At 70.4% G+C, this 23,669-nt stretch carries 20 protein-coding genes and 1 tRNA gene; 9 read left to right on the top strand and 12 right to left on the bottom strand.

From position 1 onward, the window contains the following. Window positions 1-129: 129 nt before the first annotated feature. Window positions 130-1,041: an alcohol dehydrogenase catalytic domain-containing protein gene (locus MKK70_RS15210; protein ID WP_243948720.1), complete on the bottom strand. Its 912-nt coding sequence runs from the start codon at window positions 1,039-1,041 to the stop codon at window positions 130-132. A gap of 450 nt (window positions 1,042-1,491) precedes the next feature. Between MKK70_RS15210 and MKK70_RS15205 the strand changes: the two genes are divergently transcribed. Further along, complete coding sequence (locus tag MKK70_RS15205) at window positions 1,492-1,665, top strand: hypothetical protein (protein ID WP_243948718.1); 174 nt, start codon at window positions 1,492-1,494, stop codon at window positions 1,663-1,665. 1,148 nt (window positions 1,666-2,813) lie between these two features. On the opposite strand, the gene MKK70_RS15200 is transcribed toward MKK70_RS15205, so the two are convergent. From MKK70_RS15200 to MKK70_RS15170, 7 genes are all read right to left on the bottom strand, one after another. Next, window positions 2,814-2,905: transfer RNA gene (locus MKK70_RS15200), tRNA-Ser, on the bottom strand. A 13-nt stretch (window positions 2,906-2,918) separates the two neighbouring features. Then, the gene (locus MKK70_RS15195) at window positions 2,919-3,767 is read right to left on the bottom strand and encodes a glycosyltransferase family 2 protein (protein ID WP_243936472.1); all 849 of its coding nucleotides are present in this window, start codon (window positions 3,765-3,767) and stop codon (window positions 2,919-2,921) included. Continuing rightward, window positions 3,764-5,299: an acyl-CoA synthetase gene (locus MKK70_RS15190; protein ID WP_243948716.1), complete on the bottom strand. Its 1,536-nt coding sequence runs from the start codon at window positions 5,297-5,299 to the stop codon at window positions 3,764-3,766. The genes MKK70_RS15195 and MKK70_RS15190 overlap by 4 nt, the downstream gene beginning before the upstream one ends. Before the next feature lie 71 nt (window positions 5,300-5,370). After that, window positions 5,371-7,596, bottom strand: coding sequence for a xanthine dehydrogenase family protein molybdopterin-binding subunit (locus MKK70_RS15185; RefSeq protein WP_243948714.1), 2,226 nt, complete (start codon window positions 7,594-7,596; stop codon window positions 5,371-5,373). Window positions 7,597-7,622: 26 nt separating this feature from the next. After that, on the bottom strand, window positions 7,623-8,594 hold the full coding sequence (locus tag MKK70_RS15180) for a xanthine dehydrogenase family protein subunit M (RefSeq protein ID WP_147841360.1): 972 nt from the start codon (window positions 8,592-8,594) through the stop codon (window positions 7,623-7,625). A gap of 11 nt (window positions 8,595-8,605) precedes the next feature. Then, window positions 8,606-9,259 (bottom strand): aldehyde dehydrogenase iron-sulfur subunit PaoA, encoded by a 654-nt coding sequence (gene paoA, locus MKK70_RS15175; RefSeq protein ID WP_147724904.1) that lies wholly within the window; start codon window positions 9,257-9,259, stop codon window positions 8,606-8,608. A 309-nt stretch (window positions 9,260-9,568) separates the two neighbouring features. After that, complete coding sequence (locus MKK70_RS15170) at window positions 9,569-10,321, bottom strand: sigma-70 family RNA polymerase sigma factor (protein ID WP_147724908.1); 753 nt, start codon at window positions 10,319-10,321, stop codon at window positions 9,569-9,571. A 396-nt stretch (window positions 10,322-10,717) separates the two neighbouring features. Here MKK70_RS15170 and nadA point away from each other — a divergent pair, with 396 nt between their 5' ends. The 5 genes from nadA to MKK70_RS15145 all read left to right on the top strand — a co-directional run bounded on the left by nadA (window position 10,718) and on the right by MKK70_RS15145 (window position 16,824). After that, entirely contained in the window at window positions 10,718-11,740 is a 1,023-nt protein-coding gene (nadA, locus tag MKK70_RS15165; RefSeq protein ID WP_147724910.1) for a quinolinate synthase NadA, read from the top strand. Then, window positions 11,737-13,263: an L-aspartate oxidase gene (locus MKK70_RS15160; RefSeq protein ID WP_243948712.1), complete on the top strand. Its 1,527-nt coding sequence runs from the start codon at window positions 11,737-11,739 to the stop codon at window positions 13,261-13,263. The genes nadA and MKK70_RS15160 overlap by 4 nt, the downstream gene beginning before the upstream one ends. After that, window positions 13,260-14,114, top strand: coding sequence for a carboxylating nicotinate-nucleotide diphosphorylase (gene nadC, locus MKK70_RS15155; RefSeq protein ID WP_243948710.1), 855 nt, complete (start codon window positions 13,260-13,262; stop codon window positions 14,112-14,114). The genes MKK70_RS15160 and nadC overlap by 4 nt, the downstream gene beginning before the upstream one ends. A gap of 136 nt (window positions 14,115-14,250) precedes the next feature. Continuing rightward, the gene (locus MKK70_RS15150; protein WP_243935558.1) at window positions 14,251-15,648 is read left to right on the top strand and encodes a cytochrome P450; all 1,398 of its coding nucleotides are present in this window, start codon (window positions 14,251-14,253) and stop codon (window positions 15,646-15,648) included. A 516-nt stretch (window positions 15,649-16,164) separates the two neighbouring features. Continuing rightward, window positions 16,165-16,824, top strand: a complete 660-nt coding sequence (locus tag MKK70_RS15145; protein WP_147843841.1) for a L,D-transpeptidase — start codon at window positions 16,165-16,167, stop codon at window positions 16,822-16,824. A gap of 87 nt (window positions 16,825-16,911) precedes the next feature. On the opposite strand, the gene MKK70_RS15140 is transcribed toward MKK70_RS15145, so the two are convergent. Continuing rightward, entirely contained in the window at window positions 16,912-17,352 is a 441-nt protein-coding gene (locus tag MKK70_RS15140) for a gamma-butyrobetaine hydroxylase-like domain-containing protein (protein WP_243948708.1), read from the bottom strand. A gap of 153 nt (window positions 17,353-17,505) precedes the next feature. Between MKK70_RS15140 and moaA the strand changes: the two genes are divergently transcribed. Continuing rightward, window positions 17,506-18,525 (top strand): GTP 3',8-cyclase MoaA, encoded by a 1,020-nt coding sequence (gene moaA, locus MKK70_RS15135; protein ID WP_147843840.1) that lies wholly within the window; start codon window positions 17,506-17,508, stop codon window positions 18,523-18,525. 144 nt (window positions 18,526-18,669) lie between these two features. On the opposite strand, the gene MKK70_RS15130 is transcribed toward moaA, so the two are convergent. The 3 genes from MKK70_RS15130 to MKK70_RS15120 are packed head-to-tail and all read right to left on the bottom strand — an operon-like array spanning window position 18,670 to window position 20,717. Then, window positions 18,670-19,296 (bottom strand): TPM domain-containing protein, encoded by a 627-nt coding sequence (locus MKK70_RS15130; RefSeq protein ID WP_243948706.1) that lies wholly within the window; start codon window positions 19,294-19,296, stop codon window positions 18,670-18,672. Then, complete coding sequence (locus MKK70_RS15125; RefSeq protein ID WP_243948704.1) at window positions 19,286-20,068, bottom strand: TPM domain-containing protein; 783 nt, start codon at window positions 20,066-20,068, stop codon at window positions 19,286-19,288. Before MKK70_RS15125 ends, MKK70_RS15130 begins: the two co-directional genes overlap by 11 nt. 13 nt (window positions 20,069-20,081) lie before the next feature. Beyond that, complete coding sequence (locus MKK70_RS15120; RefSeq protein WP_147859166.1) at window positions 20,082-20,717, bottom strand: LemA family protein; 636 nt, start codon at window positions 20,715-20,717, stop codon at window positions 20,082-20,084. A gap of 179 nt (window positions 20,718-20,896) precedes the next feature. On the opposite strand from MKK70_RS15120, the gene MKK70_RS15115 reads away from it, so the two are divergent. After that, window positions 20,897-21,226 (top strand): SelT/SelW/SelH family protein, encoded by a 330-nt coding sequence (locus MKK70_RS15115; protein ID WP_147844652.1) that lies wholly within the window; start codon window positions 20,897-20,899, stop codon window positions 21,224-21,226. A gap of 7 nt (window positions 21,227-21,233) precedes the next feature. Then, complete coding sequence (locus tag MKK70_RS15110) at window positions 21,234-23,495, top strand: sensor histidine kinase (RefSeq protein ID WP_243935552.1); 2,262 nt, start codon at window positions 21,234-21,236, stop codon at window positions 23,493-23,495. Window positions 23,496-23,669: the final 174 nt, after the last annotated feature.

The following is a 23,669-nucleotide window of genomic DNA, read 5'->3' as shown; positions in this document are numbered from 1 at the left end:
TGAGAGCCTGAGCAACCTCACGCCCGCCGACGTCTACTTCGGACGCGGCGAAGGGATCCTGGCCGAGCGGGAACGCATCAAGCGCCAGACCCTGATGGATCGCCGCTTGCGCCACCACGCGCAGGCTGCCTAACCTCTCACTCCAGATGGACCAGAGCCTCCGCTCCTGAACACCGCTGAATGTCCCAAATCATCTGACGACGGACACCTCACGAGGTAGTTCATCGTCATGTTGGGGTGCTCGTGGCCCTCCGGGTCGTGCGCTTGATAGCCGACGCACTCGCAGCCCCGGTCGGCGCCGATGCCGTTCGTCAACTGAAGGACCTGGTCGACCGCGGAGCCCTTGGAATCGTCGATGGGCAGAGCGCCGATCGAGCCTGCGAGGCGCAGGCGGTCGGGATGGCGATCGACGACCATGACCATGCAAGCGCCCTTGATCATCGCCGCGTGGGCCGCCATGAGGCCGACCGGCCCGGCCCCGTAGATGACGATCGACTCGCCCGGACGGAGTCCGGCGAGCTCGGTGGCATGCCAGCCGGTCGGGAAGATGTCGGCCAGCATCACGTAATCGTTCTGCCGCTCCTCGGCGTCCGGCGGCAGCTTCAGGCAATTGTAGTCGCCGTAGGGAACGCGCAAAAGGTCGGCTTGCCCGCCGCGATAGGGGCCCATGTCGGCGAAGCCGTACGCAGCGCCGGCCATGTTCGGTACGACGCTTCGATCCGCCGTGGTCAGGCAAAACGCGCTCAAGCCGCGTTCGCAGTTCTTGCAGAAGCCGCAGCCGATGTTGAACGGGATGGCGACCCAGTCCCCGACCTTCACCCGATCGACGGCGCCCCCCACCTCGGCCACCTGACCGAGGTTCTCGTGCCCGAACACGCCGCCGCGTGGAAAGTCAGTCCGGCCCTCATACATGTGCAGATCGGAGCCGCAGATGTTGGTGCTCGTGATCCGCACCAGCACGTCGGTCGGCCGCTCGACCTGCGCGTCAGGAACGTTCTGCACGGCAACATCGCGCGGGCCATTATAAACGACTGCTCGCATCGCGATCTCCTGACCTGAATCTTTCGGCACGGGAGGAACAGTACCTGCTGCCGGCCACCGGACTATCCGGTTGATGCCTACGGTGTTCTCCCTAGCGCGGCATGAGCCTCGTTCTGGGAGGCGCATTGTTGAACACAGTCGCCGCCGCTCCCGACGACGCGTGCGTCCCCAGCACAATCACCCGGTCGGCGCTGCCGCTGGCCACCGCTGGAGTCGGGTGGCAAAGGCGGTAGCAGTCAGCCTCGGTCTGTCTTCAGATGACTGACGATCCGAGAGGCCGCGGCATCTGATCGCCGGGCTGAACGAAAGACCTCTCCCCGGCTTACCTTTGTGTCGGTCCGAGGATCGACCGTCCACGCCCCCATGCTCAGGTTCTCCCCCGTTTCTGGGCGGGCGTGGACGACAGGATCAGTGATCGCGACATGCGATCGGCCTCCGAGGAGGTGCGCGATGACCCCGAAGACAGTCGCGATCGTCTGCGGTGCCGGCTGCGCCTTGATCGGTCCGGCGGTGGCCAGAGCCTTCACCGACGATCCGACGGATCAGCTCACGCTGTCCCTGATCATCGCAGGATCCGTGGTGGTAACGGTCCTGGTGTGCGGGCTTCGATCCTGGGACAATTGATCCGCCGCCTCGGCCTTGTGGCCAAGCAGCAATCTCGCGGAAGCAACTTACCGATCAGCCCGACGGTCCGTCTCGGGCTCGATCGTCGGCGCGCGCCTTTGTACCAAACCCCCTGCTTTTTCATCGGCGAGCGCGGACGTCATTGTCATGCGGCGCCTTGAAGTGCTGGGTCTGTAGTTCCTGCCGAGCGCACGGACCCGGGAAGAGATTTTACCCAGTGCAGGATCACTGTTGCTAGGCATGCCGAGATGAAGGAATGCTCAGTTGCTTCATCGACAGATCCTCCCGAAGCCTGAGTTGCTCCACCCGCGCCGACAGCTTCGACCTTGTGGCCGCTCTCGGTCTGATGCGCCTCCAAGCGCCGCGGTTCGCGGGGATCTGATGCTCGGCAGCACGCGGCGCGATTGCCCAACGTGGCTCGATCGCTGTCGACATTTATCGGTTTATTTGAGCATGGGTAGACCGCATCATCGTGCTGCCAAGCTTCGACGGGATGACCCGGCGTCTCGACGTGTGGAACGGCCAGAAGGCGTGACCCCGTCGTACCCTGCGCAGCGGGTCTCCTCAGCCTCATCAGCGCGCCCAGAGGGACCGCATCTCCTCAACCACCTGCTGCGGGACCGCGGCGCCCTAAATGACGAAAGGATTCTTCTGCGGCGTGAGCAAGCCGGCGAGATGGTCCACCCAATCCGCCCTCAGCCGGCGCCGTTTCTCAAGCTAGGGCTTACGATCGTAGGCGCGCTCGGTCGCGTCGTCGACCAGATGACCCAAGGCCTCCTCGGCCGACTCCACCTGTGGAACGTGGCTGAGCCGGCCCAAGTCCGAAAGGCCGCGCGAAGGCCCTGGGTGGTCACGTGCACCCCCATGTGCTCGCGGCAAGGTTCGACCGGGGCGCACCGCGAGGTACAGGTTCGCCCTTTCACCGTGCAGGCCGCGGGGCAGGGTCGAGACCTGCTTGCTGGTGGGTGTGTGGATCGCGGGCAAGGTCCAGCCCGGGCATCAGTGTGCCCAAGCGGATGCCCCAAGCACGACGCGTGTCCTTGGCGGTCCTTGCCTACCCCCAAAGACCACGTCGGCTGAACACACGAAGCGACCTCAACGGGTTCGACAACCCGGAGGACCACACACCACCGATCTGCGCAGGTAAATGGCGGAGACGGAGGGATTCGAACCCTCGATACCCATTTCTGGGTATGCTCATTTAGCAAACGAGTGCCTTCAGCCGCTCGGCCACGTCTCCAGCGTCGTCGGCTCTAAGAGGTCGGGCCGGGGCGGTCAAGCGGGTCGCGGGCTTGGCGCGTGGCGGAGGCCCTTCGGCGTTCGTAGTGCTTGGCGATGCGCAGGTGGCGCGAGATCGCGTAGTTCATCGCCGTGAGGAAGCCGTAGACGCCGCGGACGCAGTGGCGGCGGCCGAAATAGGCCTTCAGGAAATTGCCGGGCAGCTCTACGAACACGCGCCAGCTCGGGATCGCGACGCCGCGGGCTTCGAGGTCGTCGGCCTGCTGGTCGGAGTAGCGGTTGAGCTTGTCGAGCTGGTCGCCGAGCGAGCGCACCGAGAAGTGATGGATCACCCCCTTGAGCCGTCCGGGCTCGACGCCGGGCTCGAGCGCCACGCGGTCGTGGACCGGGGAGGGCGAGTAGCGCCCGCGATCCTTGCGGTAGAGCCGCACCGGCGTCAGGGCGTAGGCCCAGCGATGCGGGCGGCTCTCGCCGGGGAAGATCTCGGCGATGGCGATGCGCCAGGCGGGCGTTTCGGGCTCGCCGGCGGCGAACAAGGCGCGGATGTTGGCGGCGAGATCGGGCGGCACCACCTCGTCGGCGTCGAGGTTCAGGAGCCAGGCGTGGCGGCACTGGTCCTCGGCGAAGCGCTTCTGCGGGCCGTAGCCCGGCCAGTCGTTGTGGATCACCCGCGCGCCGAGGGAGGCCGCCAGCGCCTGCGTCCCGTCGGTCGAGCCGGAATCGACCACCACCAGGTCGTCGGTCAGGTCGCGCACCGCACGGATCGTCGCGCCGATGCGGTCCGCCTCGTTGCGGGCGATGATGAAGACGGAGATCGGCAGGGTGCTCGTGCCGTTCGGCGGGATCGCGGACACGCGGCTCAAGCCCCGGCCGCCGCGGCGAGCCGCTTGCGCTGGACCTTGCCGTTGGCGGTGCGGGGGAGGGCGTCGAGGAAGCGGATCTCCCGCGGGCGCTTGTAGGCCGCGAGGCGCTCGCCGCACCACGCGATCAGCGCGTCCGCGTCGGGCTCGGCGCCCGGCTGCAGCACGACGAAGCCGCAGATCACCGAGACGTCGGCGCGCACGGCCAGCTCGGCGACCCCGGCTTCGGCGACGGACGGATGCGCGATCAGCGCGCCCTCGACCTCGTTCGGGGAGACGCGGTAGCCCATCGCGTTCATCAGGTCGTCGTTGCGACCCGCGAACCAGAGATAGCCGTCGGCATCGAGCCGGGCGAGGTCGCCGCCGGCGAACCAGTCGCCGCGCAGCACCTGCGCCTCCTCGTCGGGCCTGTTCCAGTAGCCGAGCATCAGGCCGGGCTCGGAGCGGTGGACCGCGAGCAAGCCGGTCTCGCCGGCCGGTACCGGCTCGGGTGCGCCCTCGACCGGCAGGATCGCCACGCGCCGTCCCGGCTGGGGCTTGCCCGGCGAGCCGCGGCGCTGCGCGATCGTCGGCCCGGTCGAGACGTAGGTCGAGATCTCGCTCATGCCGAGCGCCTCGTAGAGCGGCTTTCCCGTCGCTTCGGTCCAGGCGTCGAGCACGTCCGCGGGAAGCGCCTCGCCGGCGGTGCAGCCGTGGCGCAGGCTCGACAGGTCGTGGCTGCCCGGGTCGCCGTACTTGAGGATCTGGCGATACAGGCTCGGCACGGCGGCGAAGATCGTGGCGCGATGGCGCGCGATCAGCCGGGGCCAGACGGACGGGTCGCGCGGCCCGTTGTACAGCGCGGCGGTCGCGCCGACGGACCACGGATCGGTGATGCCGACGCCGAGCGTGTAGGTCCAGTTCATCGTGCCGGCGTGCAGCATCGTGTCGGCTTCCGAAAGGCCGAGCCAGTGCTCGAGCATCGGCCGGCGGCCGTAGACCGCGCGATGAGCGTGCAGCACGCCCTTCGGTCGGCTGGTGGTGCCGGAGGTGTAGACCAGGGTCGCCGGGTCGTCGGCGGAGGTGTCCGCGTAGTCGGCGAGCGGCGCTTCGGTCTTCATCGCGGCGATGGCCGCAGCATCGAGGAGGATGCGGTCGCCGAGAGCCGCCGGATCGACCACGCAGCCGCCGCCGACGGCGACCGCCGCCGCACCCGAGTTCTCCATCAGGAAGGCTGCCTCGGCCGGCGTCAGCTGCGGCGACGAGGGGAGGGCGACGAGGCCGGCGGCGAGCGCGGCGAAGTAGACGAGGACATAGTCGGCCTCGTTGCCCATGCGGATCATCACCCGGTCGCCGCGGCGCAATCCGCGGGCCAGGAGCCCGGCCGCGATCCCGCGGACGGCGCGGTCGGCCTCGGCGAAGGTGAGGGTCTCGACCGCCTCGCCCGCGCCGACGAGGATCAGCGCGGTCTTGTCCGGCCGTGCCCGCACGTTCTCGCCGAGGCAGTAGCGCGCCGCGTTGAAGCGGCTCGGGGGATGGCGGTCGGCGGACACCATGGCGTGGCTCCCGGATGTTGGCACATCGCGGGATGTCCATGGGCGAGGCCGCCGTCAACCACTCCCTGGCGTCATGCCCGGCGCGGCGCGCGGCCTTCCTGCTCCTCGAAGCCCTTCAGCACCTTGTCCAGCGTCAGCGGATAGTCCCGGATGCGGATGCCGGTGGCGTTGTAGACGGCGTTGGCCAAAGCCGCGCCGGCGCCGCAGATGCCGAGCTCGCCCAGCCCCTTGCTCTTGAGCGGGTTGGCCTTGTCGTCGCGCTCCGGCAGGAACACCGCGTCCATCGCAGGAATGTCGGCGTGGACCGGCACGTGATACTCGGCGAGATCGTGGTTGACGTAGGTAGCGGTGCGCGGGTCGATCACCGCATCCTCCATCAGCGCCGCGCCGACGCCGAAGGTCATCCCGCCGATCGCCTGGCTGCGGGCGGTCTTGGCGTTGAGGATGCGGCCGCCGGTGAAGACGCCGAGCATGCGCCTCAGACGGATCTCGCCGGTGTCGCGGTCGACGCCGACCTCGGCGAAGTGCGCACCGAACGAGTAGTGAGAGAACTTCTCCTTCAGCGCGCCGGGCTTGATCTCGCCCTCCGCCGCGACGCCGCCCGACCCGGCGAGGTCGGCCAGGGCTTCGGAGCGGTTGCCCGAGGTGACGCGCCCGTCCGCGAAGACGACGCCGTCCGGGTTGAGGTCGGTCGCCGCCACGAGCTTGTTGCGCAGGTTGTCGCAGGCGACGTAGAGCGCCGAGCCGGCCGAGCCCGCGCCGAACGATCCGCCGGAGCCGGCCGCCGCGGGATAGGCGGTGTCGCCGATCTCGACGCGGATGCGCTCGACCGGGAGACCCATCATCTCGCCGGCGATCTGGGCGAGGATGGTGTAGGTGCCGGTGCCGATGTCGGTCATCGCCATCCGCACGGTCAGGTATCCGTCGGCGCCGAGCTTCACCGACGCCGCGGACGGCATCAGCGGGTTGAGGCGGGCCGCCGCCGACATGCCCATGCCGACCATCCAATTGCCGTCGCGCACCGTGCCGGCCGCCTTGCGGCGGTCCCATCCGAACAGCTTGGCACCCTCGCGCATGCACGGCACGAGCTGGCGCACGGTGAACGGCACCTGCTTCTCCGGGTCCTGCGTCGGCTCGTTGCGGATTCGCAGCTCGATCGGGTCGAGGCCGATCTGCTCGGCGAGCTCGTCCATGGCGCATTCGAAGGCGAGCATGCCGACGGCCTCGCCGGGCGCACGCATCGAGGACGCGATCGGCAGGTCGAGCTTAGCCAGGCGATGGCGCGTGATGCGGTTCGGCGCGGCATAGAGCGAGCGCGTGACGTTGGCCGAGGTCTCGTAGAACTCGTCACCCTGTGCCGTGTCGGACCAGGATTCGTGGGACAGGGCCGTCAGCCTTCCGTCACGGTCGGAGGCCAGCCGGATGCGCTGGATCGTGTCGGTGCGGTGGGTCGCGACGTGGAATTCCTGCTGCCGGGTCAGGGCCACCTTCACGGGGCGCTGGATCGCCTTGGAGGCCAGCGCGGCGAGCGTCGCCTCCGGCATCGGCTGCAGCTTCGAGCCGAAGCCGCCGCCGATGTAATGGCTCACCAGACGCACGTTCTTGACCGGCAGCTTCAGCACCGAAGCGAGCGACTTCTGCCCGCGGTTCAGCATCTGGTTGGCGGTGTAGAGCACGACCTTGTCGCCCTCCCACGAGGCGATCGTCGCGTGCGGCTCCATCTGCGCGTGGATCTGCGTCGGCGTCGTGTACTCGACGTCGAGCTTGACCGGGGCCGCGGCGAAGGCACCGTCGAAGTCGCCGAGCTTCGAATCCGGGTCGGTCTGCTGCTTCTTCGGCTCGACCGCCTGGGGCAGCGCCGCCCGCAGCGAGGCTTTCGGGGCCCGAAGGTCGTAGGCGACCTTCACCAGCTTGGCCGCGGCGCGCGCCTGCTCGAAGGTCTCGGCCACGACGAAGGCCACCGGCTGATCGAAGAACCCGATGTTCGTCCCGGCGAGCTGCGGCCAGACCTGCTCCTTCTTCTCCCCTTGCTCGGGCACGTTCTCGTGGGTCATCACGTGGATGACGCCGGGTGCCTTCGCGGCGGCGGCGGTATCGATCGAGCGGATCGTGCCGGCGGCGATCGTCGCGCCGACGATGAAGCCGTAGGCCGGGTTCTTCACTTCTCGGGTCTCGTAGGCATAGGGCGCGCGGCCCATCACCTTGAGGCGGCCGTCGATGCGGTCGATCGGCCGTCCGACGAGGCCGTCGGGCCTGTCGTCGAGCGGCGTCTTCCCGACCGGTTGATTCATCTCCATGGCATTCATCCTGAAAGCGTGGACGGTCAGGTCCGGGTGGCGTCAGTCACCACCGCGCGGAGCGTCCGCCGGGTCAGCGGGATCTTGAAGTCGTTGGTGCCGTAGCCGCGGGCGCCGTCCAGGACCGCATCCGCAGCGTCGTCGGCGCTACCGCCCCTGGCGAGCACGGCCTCGGCCGCCTCGACCCGCCACGGCTTGTGCGCGAGGCCGCCGAAGGCCATCCGCGCCTGCGTGATCTTGCCGTCCGCCTTGCCGATGACGGCCGCGATCGAGACCGTGGCGAAGGCGTAGGAGGCGCGGTCGCGCACCTTGCGATACACGTGCAGGCCCTCGACGGGCTTCGGCAGCGTCACGGCCGTGATGATCTCGCCCGGCTGCAGGGCGGTCTCGATCTGCGGGGTGTCGCCCGGCAGGCGGTGGAACTGTGCCATCGGGATCGCGCGGGTCGCGCCGTTCGGCGACAGCGTCTCGACGCTGGCATCGAGGACCCGCATCGCGACATTCATGTCGGAGGGGTTGGTGGCGATGCAGGCATCGCTGGTGCCGAGCACCGCCATGATGCGGTTGAACCCGCCGATCGCCGAGCAGCCCGAGCCTGGCTCGCGCTTGTTGCAGGGTTTCGACGTGTCGTAGAAATAGTAGCACCGCGTGCGCTGGAGCAGGTTTCCGGCGGTCGTGGCCTTGTTGCGCAGCTGCCCCGAAGCGCCCGCGAGCAGGGCCTTGCTCAGCACCGCGTAATCCTTCCGCACCCGCGGGTCGGCGGCGAGATCGGAGTTGCGCACGAGCGCGCCGATGCGCAGGCCGCCCTCCGGCGTGGCCTCGACCTTGTCGAGGGGCAGCCGGTTGACGTCGATCAGGGTCGCCGGCGTCTCGACCTGGAGCTTCATCAGGTCGAGCAGGTTGGTGCCGCCGGCGATGAACTTGGCATTCGGCCGGTCCGCCGCGAGCCGCGCCGCGTCGCGGACGGTGGAAGGCCGCTCGTAGGTGAAGGCTTTCATCGCGCGCGCCTCTAGAGTTCGGTGCCGGCGACGTCGCGGATCGCCGCGACGATGTTCGGGTAGGCGCTGCAGCGGCACAGGTTGCCGCTCATCCGCTCGCGGATCTCGGCATCGGTGAACGCCGCCTTGCCGACGAGGTCTTCGGTGACGTGGCTCGGCCAGCCCGCCTTGACTTCCGCCAGCATGCCGACGCTGGAGCAGATCTGGCCCGGCGTGCAGTAGCCGCACTGGAACCCGTCATGCTGAAGGAACGCCGCCTGGATCGGGTGGAGCTGCTCCTCGGTGCCCAAGCCTTCGATCGTGGTGATCGCGTCGCCATCGTGCATCGCGGCGAGCGTCAGGCAGGAATTGATCCGGCGCCCATCCACCAGCACCGTGCACGCGCCGCATTGGCCGTGGTCGCAGCCCTTCTTCGAGCCGTTGAGGTCGAGATGCTCGCGCAGCGCGTCGAGCAGGGTGGTGCGCGTGTCGAGGGTGAGGTCGTGCTCGGTGCCGTTCACCGTCAGGCGGACCGACAGCATCTGCGGCGCCGGATCGCCCGGTGCGTCCGCGAAGGCCGGCTTTGCCGGCAGGCCGAAGCCGGTGGCGGCCGCCGCGACGGCGCAGCTCTCCATCAGCGTCCGCCGCGTCAGCGCGAAGGCGCCGTCTCGTGTCTTGTCCGTCATGCTCGCTGTCCCGTGCGACCGGTGGTGCCGGCGGCTGTGGTGCGGGCGAAGTGCGTGCCCGCAGGGCGGTATTGCAACGGGAACGCCAGACGGATTGATTCGATCCGTTCCAGACTGCGCCGGATCGGCGCGGTTGGATAAAGAATGTGATCGCGATCGGCGCGCGGTGCGGCGGCATGGTTCGACGACCCGGACGCAGCGCGCTGCCGGCTTCAGGGATCGCTCTCGACCTTGGTGCTGCCGCTCGCGCTCGACGACGCAGGTCGCGCCCGCGAAGGGGCAGGTCGCGCCCGCGAAGGCACGGTCCGCTCAGGCACCGGCGGCGAGGCCGCCTTCGCCGATCGCCGAGAGCGTGAGGTGGTCGGCGCCGACCTCGGCGCCGGTATAGCCGAGCATGTGCGCGAGTTGGTCGCGGGCGCGCCACACGCGGCTCTTCACGGTGCCGATCCGGCACTTGAGGATCGTCGCCGCCTCTTCGTACGACACGTTCTCGACGGCGACGAGGATCAGCGCCTCGCGCATCGGCGGCGACAGGCGCCCGAGCGCGGCCTGCACGTCCTGAAGATCGAGGTGGCCGCCCTGCTCGGGCAGGCTCGTCAGGCGCGCGGCGTGATCGCCGTCGCTGTCGGCGACCTCGCGGGCGTGCTTGCGGTGGACGCTGTAGAAGGCGTTGCGCATGATGGTGAACAGCCAGGCGCCGAGGTTGGTCCCGACCTTGAAGCTGCCGCGGCTGCGCCACGCGCGCAGCATCGTGTCCTGCACGAGATCGTCGGCCGCCGAGGGGTTGCGGGTCAGCGAGATGGCGAAGCTGTGCAGGCTGGTGGCGGCTTCGAGCAGGCCGGCCTTGAACGCCGCGTCGTCGCGCCCCTGCGCGTCGGCAAGAACAACTTCGAGGCGCGCCAGCAGATCGCCGAGATGGGACGGCGGCGGGGCCTGCATCGAGGCGGCATACGTGGTTCGAAGATGCTCACCGAGATGGATGCGGATCGCATCGGACAGTTTCGGCGCCGCGACGGACAGGGAGTCCGAGGAGCCATTGCTGTCTTCCGTGGTGATGAGCATCGTGCCCCGCGCAGCTGGAGTTCCGATGGCGCCTCGGCACCGGCTCGCGATGTCGCGCAATCGATCGGGTGCCGCAGCAACATAGGTTATCTTTGAGCGGTTTCGGCCTGCGGCGATCTAGGCATTGCTGCCTCATCGCGGCGAGGCGTCGGTCCTCCCACGGCCCGCGTCCTGGTCAAAAATTCCGCATCCCGGACAGGACGACCAACCTGTCCTGCACGAGCCCATCACGCCGGAAGCGCGCGAGCCTCGGACCGGGGCGACGGCGTTGTGCGACGCATCGCGCAGGGTGCGTCGCAAAACCGTTATGCTCAGTCTCAGCATATCTAGACACGGCGATCCGGCGCGCCTAACTTAGGCGGCACAATGCTCAAACTGAGCATAATGGAGGGCGCCATGGCGTCGACCGCGTTTCCCGTCTCCGCCCCCCGCGCCGTTCCGGCAGGGATGCCGCTGCCCGAGATCTACGCCCGGGTCAGCCGGCACATCCCGGCGATCGAATGGCCGGCGCTCGCCCCCGACATCGAGGCGATCCTCCGCCTCAAGCGCGAGCGCAACGCCGTGATCCTGGCGCACAACTATCAGGCGCCGGAGATCTTCCACACGGTGGCCGACATCGTCGGCGACAGCCTGGCGCTCGCCCGCGAGGCGGTGACGGTGAAGGCCGACGTGATCGTGCTCGCCGGCGTGCACTTCATGGCCGAGACGGCCAAGCTGCTGAACCCGGGCAAGACCGTCCTGATCCCGGACCTCGGCGCCGGCTGCTCGCTCGCCGACTCGATCACCGCCGCCGACGTGCGCGGCCTGCGCGCCAAGTATCCCGGCGTGCCGATCGTGACCTACGTCAACACCTCCGCGGCGGTGAAGGCCGAGTCCGACCTGTGCTGCACCTCCGGCAACGCCGTCGAGGTGATCCGCTCGCTCGGCGTGAAGCGCGTGCTGATGATCCCCGACGAGTTCCTGGCGCAGAACGTCCAGGCGGTGCTGCCCGAGATCGAGATCCTCACCTGGGCCGGGCATTGCGAGGTGCACGAGCGCTTCACCCCAGCCGACATCCGCGAGGTGCGCGAGAGCTATCCCGGCGTCACCGTCATCGCCCACCCGGAATGCCCGCCGGACGTCGTCGCCGAATCCGACTTCTCGGGCTCGACCGCGATGATGATGAACTTCGTCACCGAGAAGCGCCCGGCGCAGGTCGTGCTCGTGACCGAGTGCTCGATGGCCGACAACATCGCGGCCGCGAACCCGGACATCGAGTTCATCAAGCCGTGCAACATGTGCCCGCACATGAAGCGGATGAGCCTGTCGAACATCCGGCACGCCCTGGAGACCCTGACCCACGAGGTCGTCGTCGACCCGGCTTTGGCCGACCGGGCGCGCGCCGCGGTGGAGCGCATGCTCGCGGTGGGTGCGCGATGAACGCGTTCTCGCGCAACCCCGCCGACCGCGTCGTCGTCGTCGGCGCCGGCGTCGCGGGCCTGAGCGTCGCCCTGCGGCTCGCGCCGCGGCCGGTGACGCTGGTCAGCGCCGCGCCCCTCGGGCTCGGCACCGCCACCGGCTGGGCGCAGGGCGGCATCGCCGCCGCGATCGGCGCCGACGACGCCCCGTCGCTCCATGCCGCCGACACCGAGGCTGCGGGTGCCGGCCTCACCGATCCTGCGGTCGCCCTTCGGGTGGCCGCGGAAGGTCCGCGGCTGATCGACTGGCTGGTCTCGCTCGGCGCGCCGTTCGACCGCGACGCCGACGGTGCTCTGGCGCTCGGCCTGGAGGCGGCTCACGGCCGCCGCCGAATCGTGCGGGCGGGCGGCGACTCCACCGGCGCGCGCGTCCTCGAGACCTTGGTGCGTGCGGTGTTCGCGACGCCCTCCATCGAGGTGGTGACCGCCTCGGTCCACGACCTGCTTCAGGACGAGAACGGGGCGGCGGCCGGCGTCGTGTGCGAGCGCGACGGCGCGCGCTTCCGCATCCGTGCCCGCGCCGTCGTGCTCGCCACGGGCGGGGTCGGCGCGCTCTACGCCTCGACCACGAACCCGCGCGGCGCCACCGGCCGCGGCCTCGCGCTGGCGGCCCGGGCCGGCGCGGTGATGCGCGACCTCGAATTCGTGCAGTTCCACCCGACGGCGATCGCCGTCGGCGCCGACCCGATGCCGCTCGCCACCGAGGCGCTGCGGGGGGAGGGCGCCCGGCTCGTCGACGAGACCGGCGCCGCCGTGATGGCCGGCATCGCCGGCGGCGACCTCGCGCCGCGCGACGTCGTCGCCCGCGGCATCTTCCAGGCCCTGGCGCGGGGCCGCACGGTCTACCTCGACACCCGCGGGGCGCTCGGCGCGGCGATGCCGACGCGCTTCCCCACCGTCGCGGGCCTGTGCGCGACGGCCGGCATCGATCCGGCGCGGCAGGCGATCCCGGTGCGGCCGGCCGCGCACTACCACATGGGCGGCATCCAGGTGGACGGCACCGGCGCGTCGAGCGTTCCCGGCCTCTACGCCAACGGCGAGGTCGCCTCGACCGGCCTGCACGGCGCGAACCGGCTCGCCAGCAACTCGCTGCTCGAGGCGCTGGCCTTCTCCGGCTTCATCGCCGACGCCTTCGACGCGATGCCTCCGGCCGCCGTCCTGCCCGAGATCCGCACCGCGCGCGCATCGAGCGACCTGCCGGCGATCCGGGCGATCATGGAGCGCCATGTCGGCGTGGTCCGCGACGCGGCCGGCCTGCAGATCGCCGTCGACGGCCTGTCGCGCTTGGCCGAAACGGGCTGCGACGCCGGGCTCACCGCCCTGATGATGGCGCAGGCGGCACTCGGTCGCTGCGAGAGCCGCGGCGGCCACTGGCGCAGCGACCATCCGCACGCCGCGCCGGCCCGGCACACCGAGGCGACGCTGCGCAGCCCCGGCGCGGCCCCATCCGAACCCGCGCGCACCGACGAGGCGTTGGCCCGATGAGCGATATCCTGCCCCTGCCGCGGCTCCTCGTGGAGCCGATCGTCCGCGCCGCGCTGCTCGAGGATCTCGGCCGCGCCGGAGACATCACCACCGATGCGATCGTGCCGCCGGACGCACGCCTGGACGGCGTCATCGCCGCCCGCCAGGACGGCGTGATCTCCGGCGTCGACGCCGCGGTGATCGCCTTCGCCCTGATCGATCCGGCGGTGCGGGCCGTGGTCGAGCGCGGCGACGGCGCCCGCGTCGCGCCCGGCGACGTGGTGATCCGGCTCTCGGGGCCGGCCCGCGCGATCCTTACCGCCGAGCGCGTCGCGCTGAACCTGCTCTGCCGGATGTCGGGCGTCGCGACCGCCACGGCAGGGCTCGTCGAGGCGGCGCGGCCGCACGGCAAGGCCTCAATCGTCTGTACCCGCAAGACCACGCCGGGCCTGCGCACGCTGGAGAAGCACGCGGTGCGCGCCGGCGGCGGCTCGAATCACCGCTTCGGCCTCGACGACGCGGTGTTGATCAAGGACAACCACGTGGCGGTGGCCGGCGGCATCGTCCCGGCGATCGAGCGGGCGCGCGCCCGGGCAGGGCACCTCGTCAAGATCGAGGTCGAGGTCGACACGCTCGACCAGCTGCAGGAGGCGCTTTCGGTCGGCGCCGACGCGGTGCTCCTCGACAACATGAACCCGGAGCAGCTCACCCGGGCGGTGGCGATGATCGACGGGCGTGCGCTTTCGGAAGCCTCGGGCCGGATCACCGCGGCGACCATCGGCGCGGTGGCGGCGTCGGGGGTCGACCTGATCTCCTGCGGCTGGATCACCCACAGCGCCGCGATCATCGATCTCGGCCTCGACGCCGCCTGACCGGAACACCCGGACCGGTAGGTGCCTCGCGGCATCAGGCCTTGTGCCGCGACTGTCGGATCGGCATGGGAGGTCCGTCTCGGGGCGAGGCGAGGCGGTCCGGCAGCATCCGGCCCGGAAATCGGGTCGGGGTTCCATGGCGGTCGGCGTATCGGACGACGTGGCGGAACGGGCGGCTTCGGCGGCCGGCGATCCGCCGATTCCCGGCATGCCGCCGCGTCCGGCCCGGCGGCTGCCGACCTGGACCTTCCTGAGGACCGCCGCGACCAACTCGCTCGCGGCCTGCGACGCCGAGCTGTTCGAGCGCCTGATCGTCCCGCGCAACTACTGGAGCCAGCAGGTCCTCTTCGTCAGCGATCCTGACGCGATCCGTCACGTGCTGATCGACCGGTTCGACAACTATCCCCGCGTGACCTCGATCCGCCGCCTGTTCGAGACCGATCTGCGCACCGGCACCCTGGCGAGCGAGGGCGAGGTCTGGCGGCGGCACCGCCGCGTCGCGACGCCGACGATCGATCCGCGCTCGATCCGTCCCGACATCCCGGCGATGCTGGAACTGGCCGGCCGCATCGCCGACGCGGTCGAGGCCGAGGGCTCGACCGCGCCGGTCGATATCGAGCGCTCGGTCGGAAGCCTCTCGACGCTGCTGTGGAACCAGGTGGTCACCGGCGGCGATCCTGCCGGGTTGCCGATCCTGCGCTGGCTTTCGAAGGTGCCGCACAAGCCGCGGCTGATCGACCTGATCCCGAAGCCGCCTTGGCTCGCGGACCGCCTCGTCCACCGCCGCCGCGACCCGGCTCTGCCGCTGCTCGACGCCGACCTGCACGCGATGATCGCCGCACGGCGAGGGCCGGACTACGCCGGCCCGCACGACCTGTTGTGGCGCCTCGCCCACGGGCGCGACCGGCAGACCGGCGAAGGCCTGCCGGATGCGGAGGTGCGCGACGAGGCCGCGAGCCTGATCGCCGGCGGCGCGGCCTCCGTGCGAGCGCTGACCTGGATCTGGTACCTCCTCGCCCTGCATCCCACCGTCGAGGCGCGCTTCCATGCCGAGCTCGACGCGGCGATGCCCGACGGCGTCGCGACCCCCGACGCCTTGGACAAGCTGCCCTATACCCGCCGCGTGCTCGACGAGGTGATGCGGCTGTATCCGCCGATCCCCGCCATCCTGCGGCAGGCCGCGGCTCGCGACGTCGTCGGCGGCCACCGGGTCCGGCGCGGCGCGATCATCGCCGTGATGCCGTGGATCGTGCACCGGCACCGAAAGCTCTGGCGCGATCCCGACCTGTTCGATCCCGAGCGCTTCACGGAAGGCAACGGCGTCGGCCGCCCGCGGCTCGCCTACCTGCCGTTCGCGACCGGCCCGCGGGTCTGCGTCGGGGCATCCTTCGCGCTGACGCAGATGCTGGTCGTGATCGCCGTGCTCGGGCGCCGCTTCCGCTTCCGCCTCGCCTCCGACGCGCCGGTGGTGCCGTTCGGCGCGATCAGCCTGCAGCCGAAGGGCGGCCTGCCGGTGCTGGTCGAGTCGCGCTGAGCCAGCGGTCGAGCCCTCCAAAAGGAAAAAGCGCGTCCTCGATCTTGAGGAACGCGCTTCGGAAGGTGGCCCGTGGTCTCAGGATACGGGCGACGATCTCCTATCCGGTGCGGCAGGCATCCGTATCGGGGCATGGTGCCGAATAGACTACAAAGCCCGCGCGATGTCGCGGCTAGGACAGCGCTCGACCGGATGACGATCGGTTCGCGTCACGTCGCGGCAGGTCCTCATCTCGATCCCGCCGCACCGTCGCCGTATTCGGCAGCTGCCGGCAAAAGATGTTTCAGCGTTCGTTATCCACAGCGCGCGACCCGGCCACGTTCTCGCTCCGATACGGCAAAGCTGCCACAGTGTTGCCACCGTGTCACGGCGCGACGCGAACCATGGTGCGGCGCGGTTTCAGGCTTGGCTTTGGGCCGCGCTCGTTTACCCCTTGGCGAGACTTGGCACGGCATCGTGCCGAAGCGTCGTCCACCGCGTTCTCCACAATTTTCGCCTGCCTTTTGAGAGGCCTTGATGCGTCGTAACTTCGCCCTGATCGGGCTCGTCTGTGCGGCTGCCGCCTGGGCGGCGCCTGCACTCGCCTACGAGATCGACCCGTTGACCCGTCAGCCGCTGGACAACGCGCTGTCGGTGCGCGTGCGCCCGCAGGCGGTCCAGGCCGTGGCGGTCCCGACGGCCAACGCTTCGCTCAACGCAGCCGACCCGATGGCCTCCGCCGTCCCGCAGATGTCGGCGGTTCCGCGCGAGACCGTGGCCTATAACGGCCCGTACTCGGCCGGCACCATCGTCGTCTCCACCGCCGAGCGCCGCCTGTACTACATCCTCGGCAACGGCGAGGCTCTGCGCTACGGCGTCGGCGTCGGCCGTCCCGGCTTCACCTGGGGCGGCGTGCAGAACATCACGATGAAGAAGGAATGGCCGGATTGGCGCCCGCCGGCGACCATGCTGCGCCGCCGCCCCGACCTGCCGCGCTTCATGAAGGGCGGCATCGAGAACCCGCTCGGCGCCCGCGCGATGTATCTCGGCGGCTCGATCTACCGCATCCACGGCTCGAACGAGCCGGAGACCATCGGCACCGCCGTGTCCTCGGGCTGCATCCGCATGGCCAACGAGGACGTGATCGACCTCTACACCCGCGCCAAGGTCGGCACGAAGGTCATCGTCCAGCGCTGATCGGCCGATCGCCGGTCCGGAACGGGACGGTTGCAGAACGAGAAAGGCCGGCGGAGACGCCGGCCTTTCTCGTTTCGCTGGCGGGTCTCAGTGGCACCCGCCGCCGCCGCATCCGCTCTTCGCGCCGGCGTCCTTGGGGGAGCCCCCCTTGATCGGGGCGACCTTCGCGGTCTCCCGGTCCAGGCCGCGCTCGGCCAGCTCGCTGAGGTAGGTCGACCAGCGGGCGTCGTACTCGCGGCCGAGCTCGTGCAGGTAGCCCCAGCCGAAGATGCCGGTGTCGTGCATGTCGTCAAAGCCGAGCTTGACCGCGTAGTTGCCGACCGGCTGGATCTCGAGGATCGCGACTGCGCGCTTGCCGCCGATCACCTTGCGCTCGGCCGGCGAGTGGCCCTGCACCTCGGCCGACGGGCTCGACACCCGCAGATACTCCGCCGGCAGCGCGTAGCGCCCACCATCGTCGAAGGCGATGTTGAGCACGCGCTTGTCTCCCGAAAGCCGGATCTCGGTCGGCCAGCGTTCCTCGGTCACGGTCGAACTCCCTTGCAACTTCTGAGGCCGGTGGCGCGTCTGCGTCCCTGCACGCGCTTGCCCACGGGCCTGCGTCCCATCATATGCGCATCCATGCTAGGTTCGTCATCCGATCGCCGCGCGGAAACTGCATCGCCGCCTTCAGAGTCCCGCATGGGCCATCAAAGCCACGTTCAGCCGGCGCCGCTGATCGACCCGTTCCAGCGGGCGATCACCTACCTGCGCATCTCCGTGACCGACCGCTGCGACCTGCGCTGCGTCTACTGCATGTCGGAGGAGATGAACTTCCTGCCCAAGCGCGACCTGCTCACGCTGGAAGAGCTCGACCGGCTCTGCGGGGTGTTCATCGATCGCGGCGTGCGCAAGCTGCGGATCACCGGCGGCGAGCCGCTGGTGCGTCGCGACATCATGCACCTGTTCCGCCGCCTGTCCCGCCATCTCGGCACCGGTGCGCTGGACGAGCTGACGCTCACCACCAACGGCACCCAGCTCGGGCGCTTCGCGGCCGAGCTCGCCGAGCTCGGCATCCGCCGGGTCAACGTCTCGCTCGATACCCTCGACCCGGAGAAGTTCCGCGCGATCACCCGCCGCGGCGACCTGCCCGTGGTGCTCGACGGCATCGCGGCGGCGCGGGCCGCCGGCATCAAGGTGAAGATCAACGCGGTGGCGCTGAAGGGCGTCAACGAGGACGAGATCGCCGACATGATCGCCTGGGCCCACGGCCTCGGCATGGACATGACGCTGATCGAGGTGATGCCGCTGGGCGAGGTCGACGGCGACCGCACCGACCAGTTCCTGCCGCTCTCGGTCGCCCGCGCGCGTCTCGAGCACCGCTACACGATGACGCCGCTGCCCGACCGCACCGGCGGCCCGGCCCGCTACGTCCGCGTCGAGGAGACCGGCGGGCGCCTCGGCTTCATCACGCCGCTGACCCACAATTTCTGCGAGAGCTGCAACCGCGTGCGCCTGACCTGCACCGGCAAGCTCTACATGTGCCTCGGCCAGGAGGACGCCGCGGACCTCCGCGCGGCGCTGCGTGCCTCGCCCGACGACGCGCTCGTGACGGCGGCCGTGGTCGAGGCGATCTCGCGCAAGCCGAAGGGACACGACTTCGTCATCGAGCGCCAGCGCCCGGCCGCGGTCCCGCGTCACATGAGCGTCACCGGCGGCTAGGACCGGCCCGGCCCCTCGTTTCTCATCCCCACAACTCTCACGGTGAGGGGGTGAGCGGATATCCGCTTCCGGTATCCCGGCCGGGCGGTCGCCTCCGTCGCGGTGCGGGGAGCGTCTCCCGTCATCGTCCGGACCGCTGCGGTCCTATTCCACGACGATGACGTGGTTCGGCAGCTCGTCCGGGTCGCCGTGGCCGGCCGGCACGTGACGCGCAAGCTCCGCTCCCATGCGTTCGACCGCGCGCAGAAGCCCGGCTTCCGCCTCGCCCCTGCGCAGGGCGGTGGTGAGGTCGGCGAGCGTCGCGGTCCAGTGCTCCGCGCCGACGCGATCCAGGATGCCCTGGTCGGCGACGATCTCGGCATGATGCTCGGCCAGCGACAGGTAGAGCAGGATCCCGGTCCGTCCGCGGGTGCGTCCCAGCCCGCGTGACCAGAACGCCCGGCGGGCGGCGTCGCGAGCCCGCGAGCGCCGGACACGACGCGGCGTCAGAGCGACGCGCAGCCGCTCCGACAGGCCCGCCGCGAGGAGGGCCGCCACGAGGGCGGCCTGCGCGAGCAGGATCGCTCCGGTGCTCCAGCTGGTCAGCACCAGCAGCGGCCAGGGCAGGATCAGGCCGGCGACGAGGGCCGCGACGTGCGCGACCGAGCGGTACTGCCCGGCCCGGGCCGCCACCATCACCACGATCTCGCCGGCGGTGCCGGCCTCCGCGCGGCCGACGGCTCGCTCGATCCGTGCGCAGGCATCCGGCGTGAGCAGGGGGCTACCAATCACCCGAGGCTCCTCCGCCGCCGGACGAGCCGCCGCCGCCCGAGAACCCGCCCCCATCGGAGAAGCCGCCGCCGAACCCGCCCGAGGTGCCGCCGCTCCAACCGCCGGTCCCCGGCCCGGGAAGAAAGACGATGCCGCTGCCGCGCCCGCGGCCGCCGCGGTTCATCCGCCACGCCACGAACAGGACGAGGAGGAACAGGCCGATGAAGATCGCGACCTGCGCCGGATCGACCTCGTCGGACCGGACCTTCGGCTTTCGCTGCCAGACCTCGGCGTCGCCCGAGAGGATCGAGAGCATGCCGTCGACGCCGGCGGTGATCCCGCCGGCGAAGTCGCCCTCCTTGAAGCGCGGCGTGATCGCGCTCGCGATGATGACGCGGGACAGGGCGTCGGTGAGGGCGCCTTCGAGGCCGTAGCCGACCTCGATGCGGACCTTGCGCTCGGTCGGCGCCACGATCAGCAGGGCGCCGTTGTTGGTCCTCGCCTGACCGATCTTCCACTCCCGGAACAGGCGGTTGGCGTAATCCTCGATCGTGGTGCCCTGAAGGTTCGGCACCGTCGCGACGACGACCTGATCGGAGGTCCTGTCCTCGTAGGCCTTGAGCTTGGCCTCCAGGGTCCCGCGCTGCTCGGGGGTGAGGATCGCGGCGGCGTCGACGACGCGCCCGGTCAGCTTCGGGAAGGTCAGCTCCGCGGCCGCCGCAGCCGTCCACAGCCCGGCGCAGGCCACGAGGGCGAGGACGAGGGGGAAGGTCCTGAGCGCTCCGCGCCGCATGCGCGGGAAATCCCTAGAACTTCACGTTCGGCGCCCGCTCGGAATTGGGCGTTGCCGTGAAGGTCTCCATCGGCTTCGATTCCGGGTAGAACCACGCCGCGATCCAGCGGCCGGGAATGGTGCGGATCTCGGTGTTGTAGGCCTGGACCGTGCCGATGTAGTCGCGCCGCGCCACCGCGATCCGGTTCTCGGTGCCCTCGAGCTGCGACTGCAGCGCCAGGAAGTTCTGGTTCGACTTTAGGTCGGGGTAGGCTTCGACCGTGGCCAGCAGGCGCCCGAGCGCACCGCTGAGCTGGTTCTGCGCGTCCTGGAACTGCTTGAACTTGGCCGGGTCGGTGATCGTCGAGGCGTCGACCTTGACGCTGGTGGCGTTGGCGCGGGCCTCGGTCACCTTGGTCAGGGTGTCCTGCTCCTGCTTGGCGTAGCCCTTCACCGTCTCGACGAGGTTCGGGATCAGGTCGGCCCGGCGCTGGTACTGGTTCTGCACCTCGCTCCAGGAGGATTTCGCCTGCTCCTCCAGCGTGGGAACGCGGTTGATCGCGCCGCAACCGGAGAGGCAGGACGCGAACAGCATCGCGATCAGCGCACCGGCGATGCGGGCGATGATCGGGCTGGTCCGCGGCGTTGCGAAGTCCGCACTCGACGACATGTCCACCACTCCTGCCTGCCTCGTCCGGCCCAGCTTGGCCGTAATCACGCCGACGTGAGATAGGGTGCCGCACCCGCCGGGAGAAGGGCTGCGCCGCGCGTTCGCGATGCGTCGCGCGATCGTCCGGGCGGAGCCGGTCGAGGTTGACAAGCCCATCGCCGCGGTGCGCTGTGCGCCCCATGGATGACACGCCTCAAGCTGCGGCGGACAAGCCGCGCGTTGCCATCACCTACTGTACCCAGTGCAACTGGCTCCTGCGGGCCGCCTGGATGGCGCAGGAACTGCTCTCGACCTTCCGCGACGACCTCGGCGAGGTCGCGCTGATCCCGGCGAGCGGCGGCGCCTTCTCGATCACCGTCGGCCCCGACACGGTCTGGGAGCGGACCCGCGACGGCGGCTTCCCCGACGTGAAGGCCCTGAAGCAGCGCGTGCGCGACCGGCTCGATCCGGCGCGCGATCTCGGCCATATCGACCGGCCGAGCTCCGATCGGCCGAAGTCCGACCCGTGATGGCGCGATGCTGCAGGACTACGCCCCCGATGACGCCGCCGCGCCCGCCCGCGATCCGGATGCTGCGGTGAGCCCGAGCGAGCTGCCCGCCGCCCGCGGCCGCCGCGGCCCGCGTCCGAGCTGGCTCCGCCGTCGCATCGAGCGGCTCGAGCGGAACGGCGCCTCGACGCAGGTCTACCTCGTCGCGCTGGTGATCGCGCTGATCGGGCCGGGCCTGATCTTCACCGCGATCCTGCTCGCCCGCTACGCCTCCGTCGAGCGTGCGCGCTTCGAGCAGGATGCCCGCGAGAACGTGCGCGGCATCGCCCTGTCGATCGATCGCGACACCGCCGGCCTGGTCTCGGTGCTGCAGACCCTCGCCACCTCGCCGCGCCTGAAGGATGGCGAGTTCGAGGCCTTCGACGCGCAGGCCCGTCTCGTCCGCGAGGCGATCGACCTCGACATCATGCTGCGCCGTCCCGACGGGCAGCAGATCGTCAACACCGGGATCAAGCGCGGCGGCATGCTGCCGATCACCGTGCTGCCGTTCGACAAGGAGATCGCCTCGGGCACCCAGCGGGCGATGGTGACCGGCTACCTTCCCGGGCCGATGCCGGGCGATGCCACCTACGGTGTCGCCGTGCCGGTGATGGTCGGCCCGAACGTCGCCTACATCCTCAGTTTCAGCGCGCCCGTGAGCCGCCTGCAGGCGATCCTCGCCCGCGAGGTCGTCGAGGGCTGGACCACCGGCATCTCCGACCGGCAGGCGCTGGTCCTCGCCCGCCTGCCCGACCCGGGCGCGATCGTCGGACGCCCGCGCCTCGCCAGCCTGCGGCAGATCCAGACCGAGACGCCCGGCGTCTGGCAGGGCAAGGACCGGCAGCACCGCCCGGTCGTCGTGGTGGAGGCGCGCTCGCGCCTCACCGGGTGGACGGTCGGCACCAGCATCCCCCAGACCCTCGTCGACGCGCGGCTGCGCCGCTGGGTCTGGGCCTTCGGCGGGTTCGGCCTTCTCGTCCTGGCGACGTCGTCGGCGCTCGCCGTCGTGCTGTGGTCGCGGGTGTCGCGTCCGCTGCGCCAGCTCGCGGCCTCCGGCCCGGCCCTGTCGCGCGGCGAGGCGATCCCGCGCATCGCCTCGCCGGTGCACGAGATCCGCCGCCTCGGCGACGTGCTCACCGACGCCTCGCTCCGGTTGAAGACCCGCGAGGGCGAGCGCGACCGCGCGCTGGCCGACACGCGCCGCGGACTCTCGGCGCTGCGGGAGAGCGAGGCGCGCTTCCGCCACATGGCCGATTCCGCGCCGGCACTCATCTGGATGACGGACGAGGCCGCGACGGTCAGCTTCGTCAACATGCATTTCGAGCACATCTTCGGAATGCCGGCGACGGCGCTGGCCAACGAGGGCTGGCACAAGATCGTCCATCCCGACGACCTCGCCGGCTTCTCGGCCACCTTCACCGACGCCTTCGACGCGCGGAAGCCCTTCCGCACCGAGGTCCGGGTGATCGACCGCGACGGGGCGGTTCGCTGGCTCCGCTGCGAGGGCGTGCCGCGCCTCGACGACGGCGGCACCTTCCTCGGCTACACCGGCTGCAACGTCGACATCACCGATGCGAAGTCCGCCGAGGAGCACCTGCTGCTCCTGATCCACGAGCTGAACCACCGGGTGAAGAACACGCTGGCCACCGTCCAGTCGATCGCCAACCAGTCCCTGCGCAGCCTCGACGGGGCCGAGGCCGATGCGGCCCGCGGCGCCTTCGAGGCGCGGCTTCTGGCGCTCGCCCGCGTCCACGACGTGCTCACCCGCGAGAGCTGGGAGGGGGCCGAGATCGCCACGGTCGTCGCCGACGCGATCCGCCCGCTCGATTCCCCGGAGGTCTCGCGCTTCCGTGTCTCCGGGCCGCCGTTGCGGCTGCCGCCGCGGATCGCGCTGTCGATCGCGATGGCGCTGCACGAGCTCGGCACCAACGCGGTCAAGTACGGTGCGCTCTCGCGCGAAGGCGGCCGCATCGACATCGCCTGGACGCTCCGGCGTGACGACGAGGTCAGCCTCACCCTGCGATGGGTCGAGAGCGGCGGCCCGCCGGTGGCGAAGCCGACGCGCACCGGGTTCGGCTCGCGGCTGATCGAGCGCAGCCTCGCCCGCGAGCTCGCCGGCGAGGTCAATCTCGCCTTCGATCCCGCAGGCGTCGTCTGCACGATCGTGGCGCCGGTTCCGCCGCCCGGCCTGCTCGAGCGCAAGGGCGGCACCGACGTGCCCCGGATCGCGCCGCTGCCGCGATTCGGCTGATGGGGCGGGTGTTTCGGGATGGCCCGACGCAGACTCCACTGAGGTGCCTGCCGGCGTTCCGCTGATAGCGCGCACCGGAAAGCCGGACGGGGAAAAATCTCGTCCATCCCACCCAGGCCTCCATCCTGAGGTGTTGCCTCGGCAGCCTCGAAGGAGCCCTCCTGCGATCGCGCG

It is taken from the genome of Methylobacterium sp. E-041 (assembly GCF_022829665.1).
Classification (GTDB): Bacteria; Pseudomonadota; Alphaproteobacteria; order Rhizobiales; family Beijerinckiaceae; genus Methylobacterium.
The sequence above is the reverse complement of the archived record's forward strand: the minus strand, read 5'-3'. Positions and strand labels throughout refer to the sequence as shown.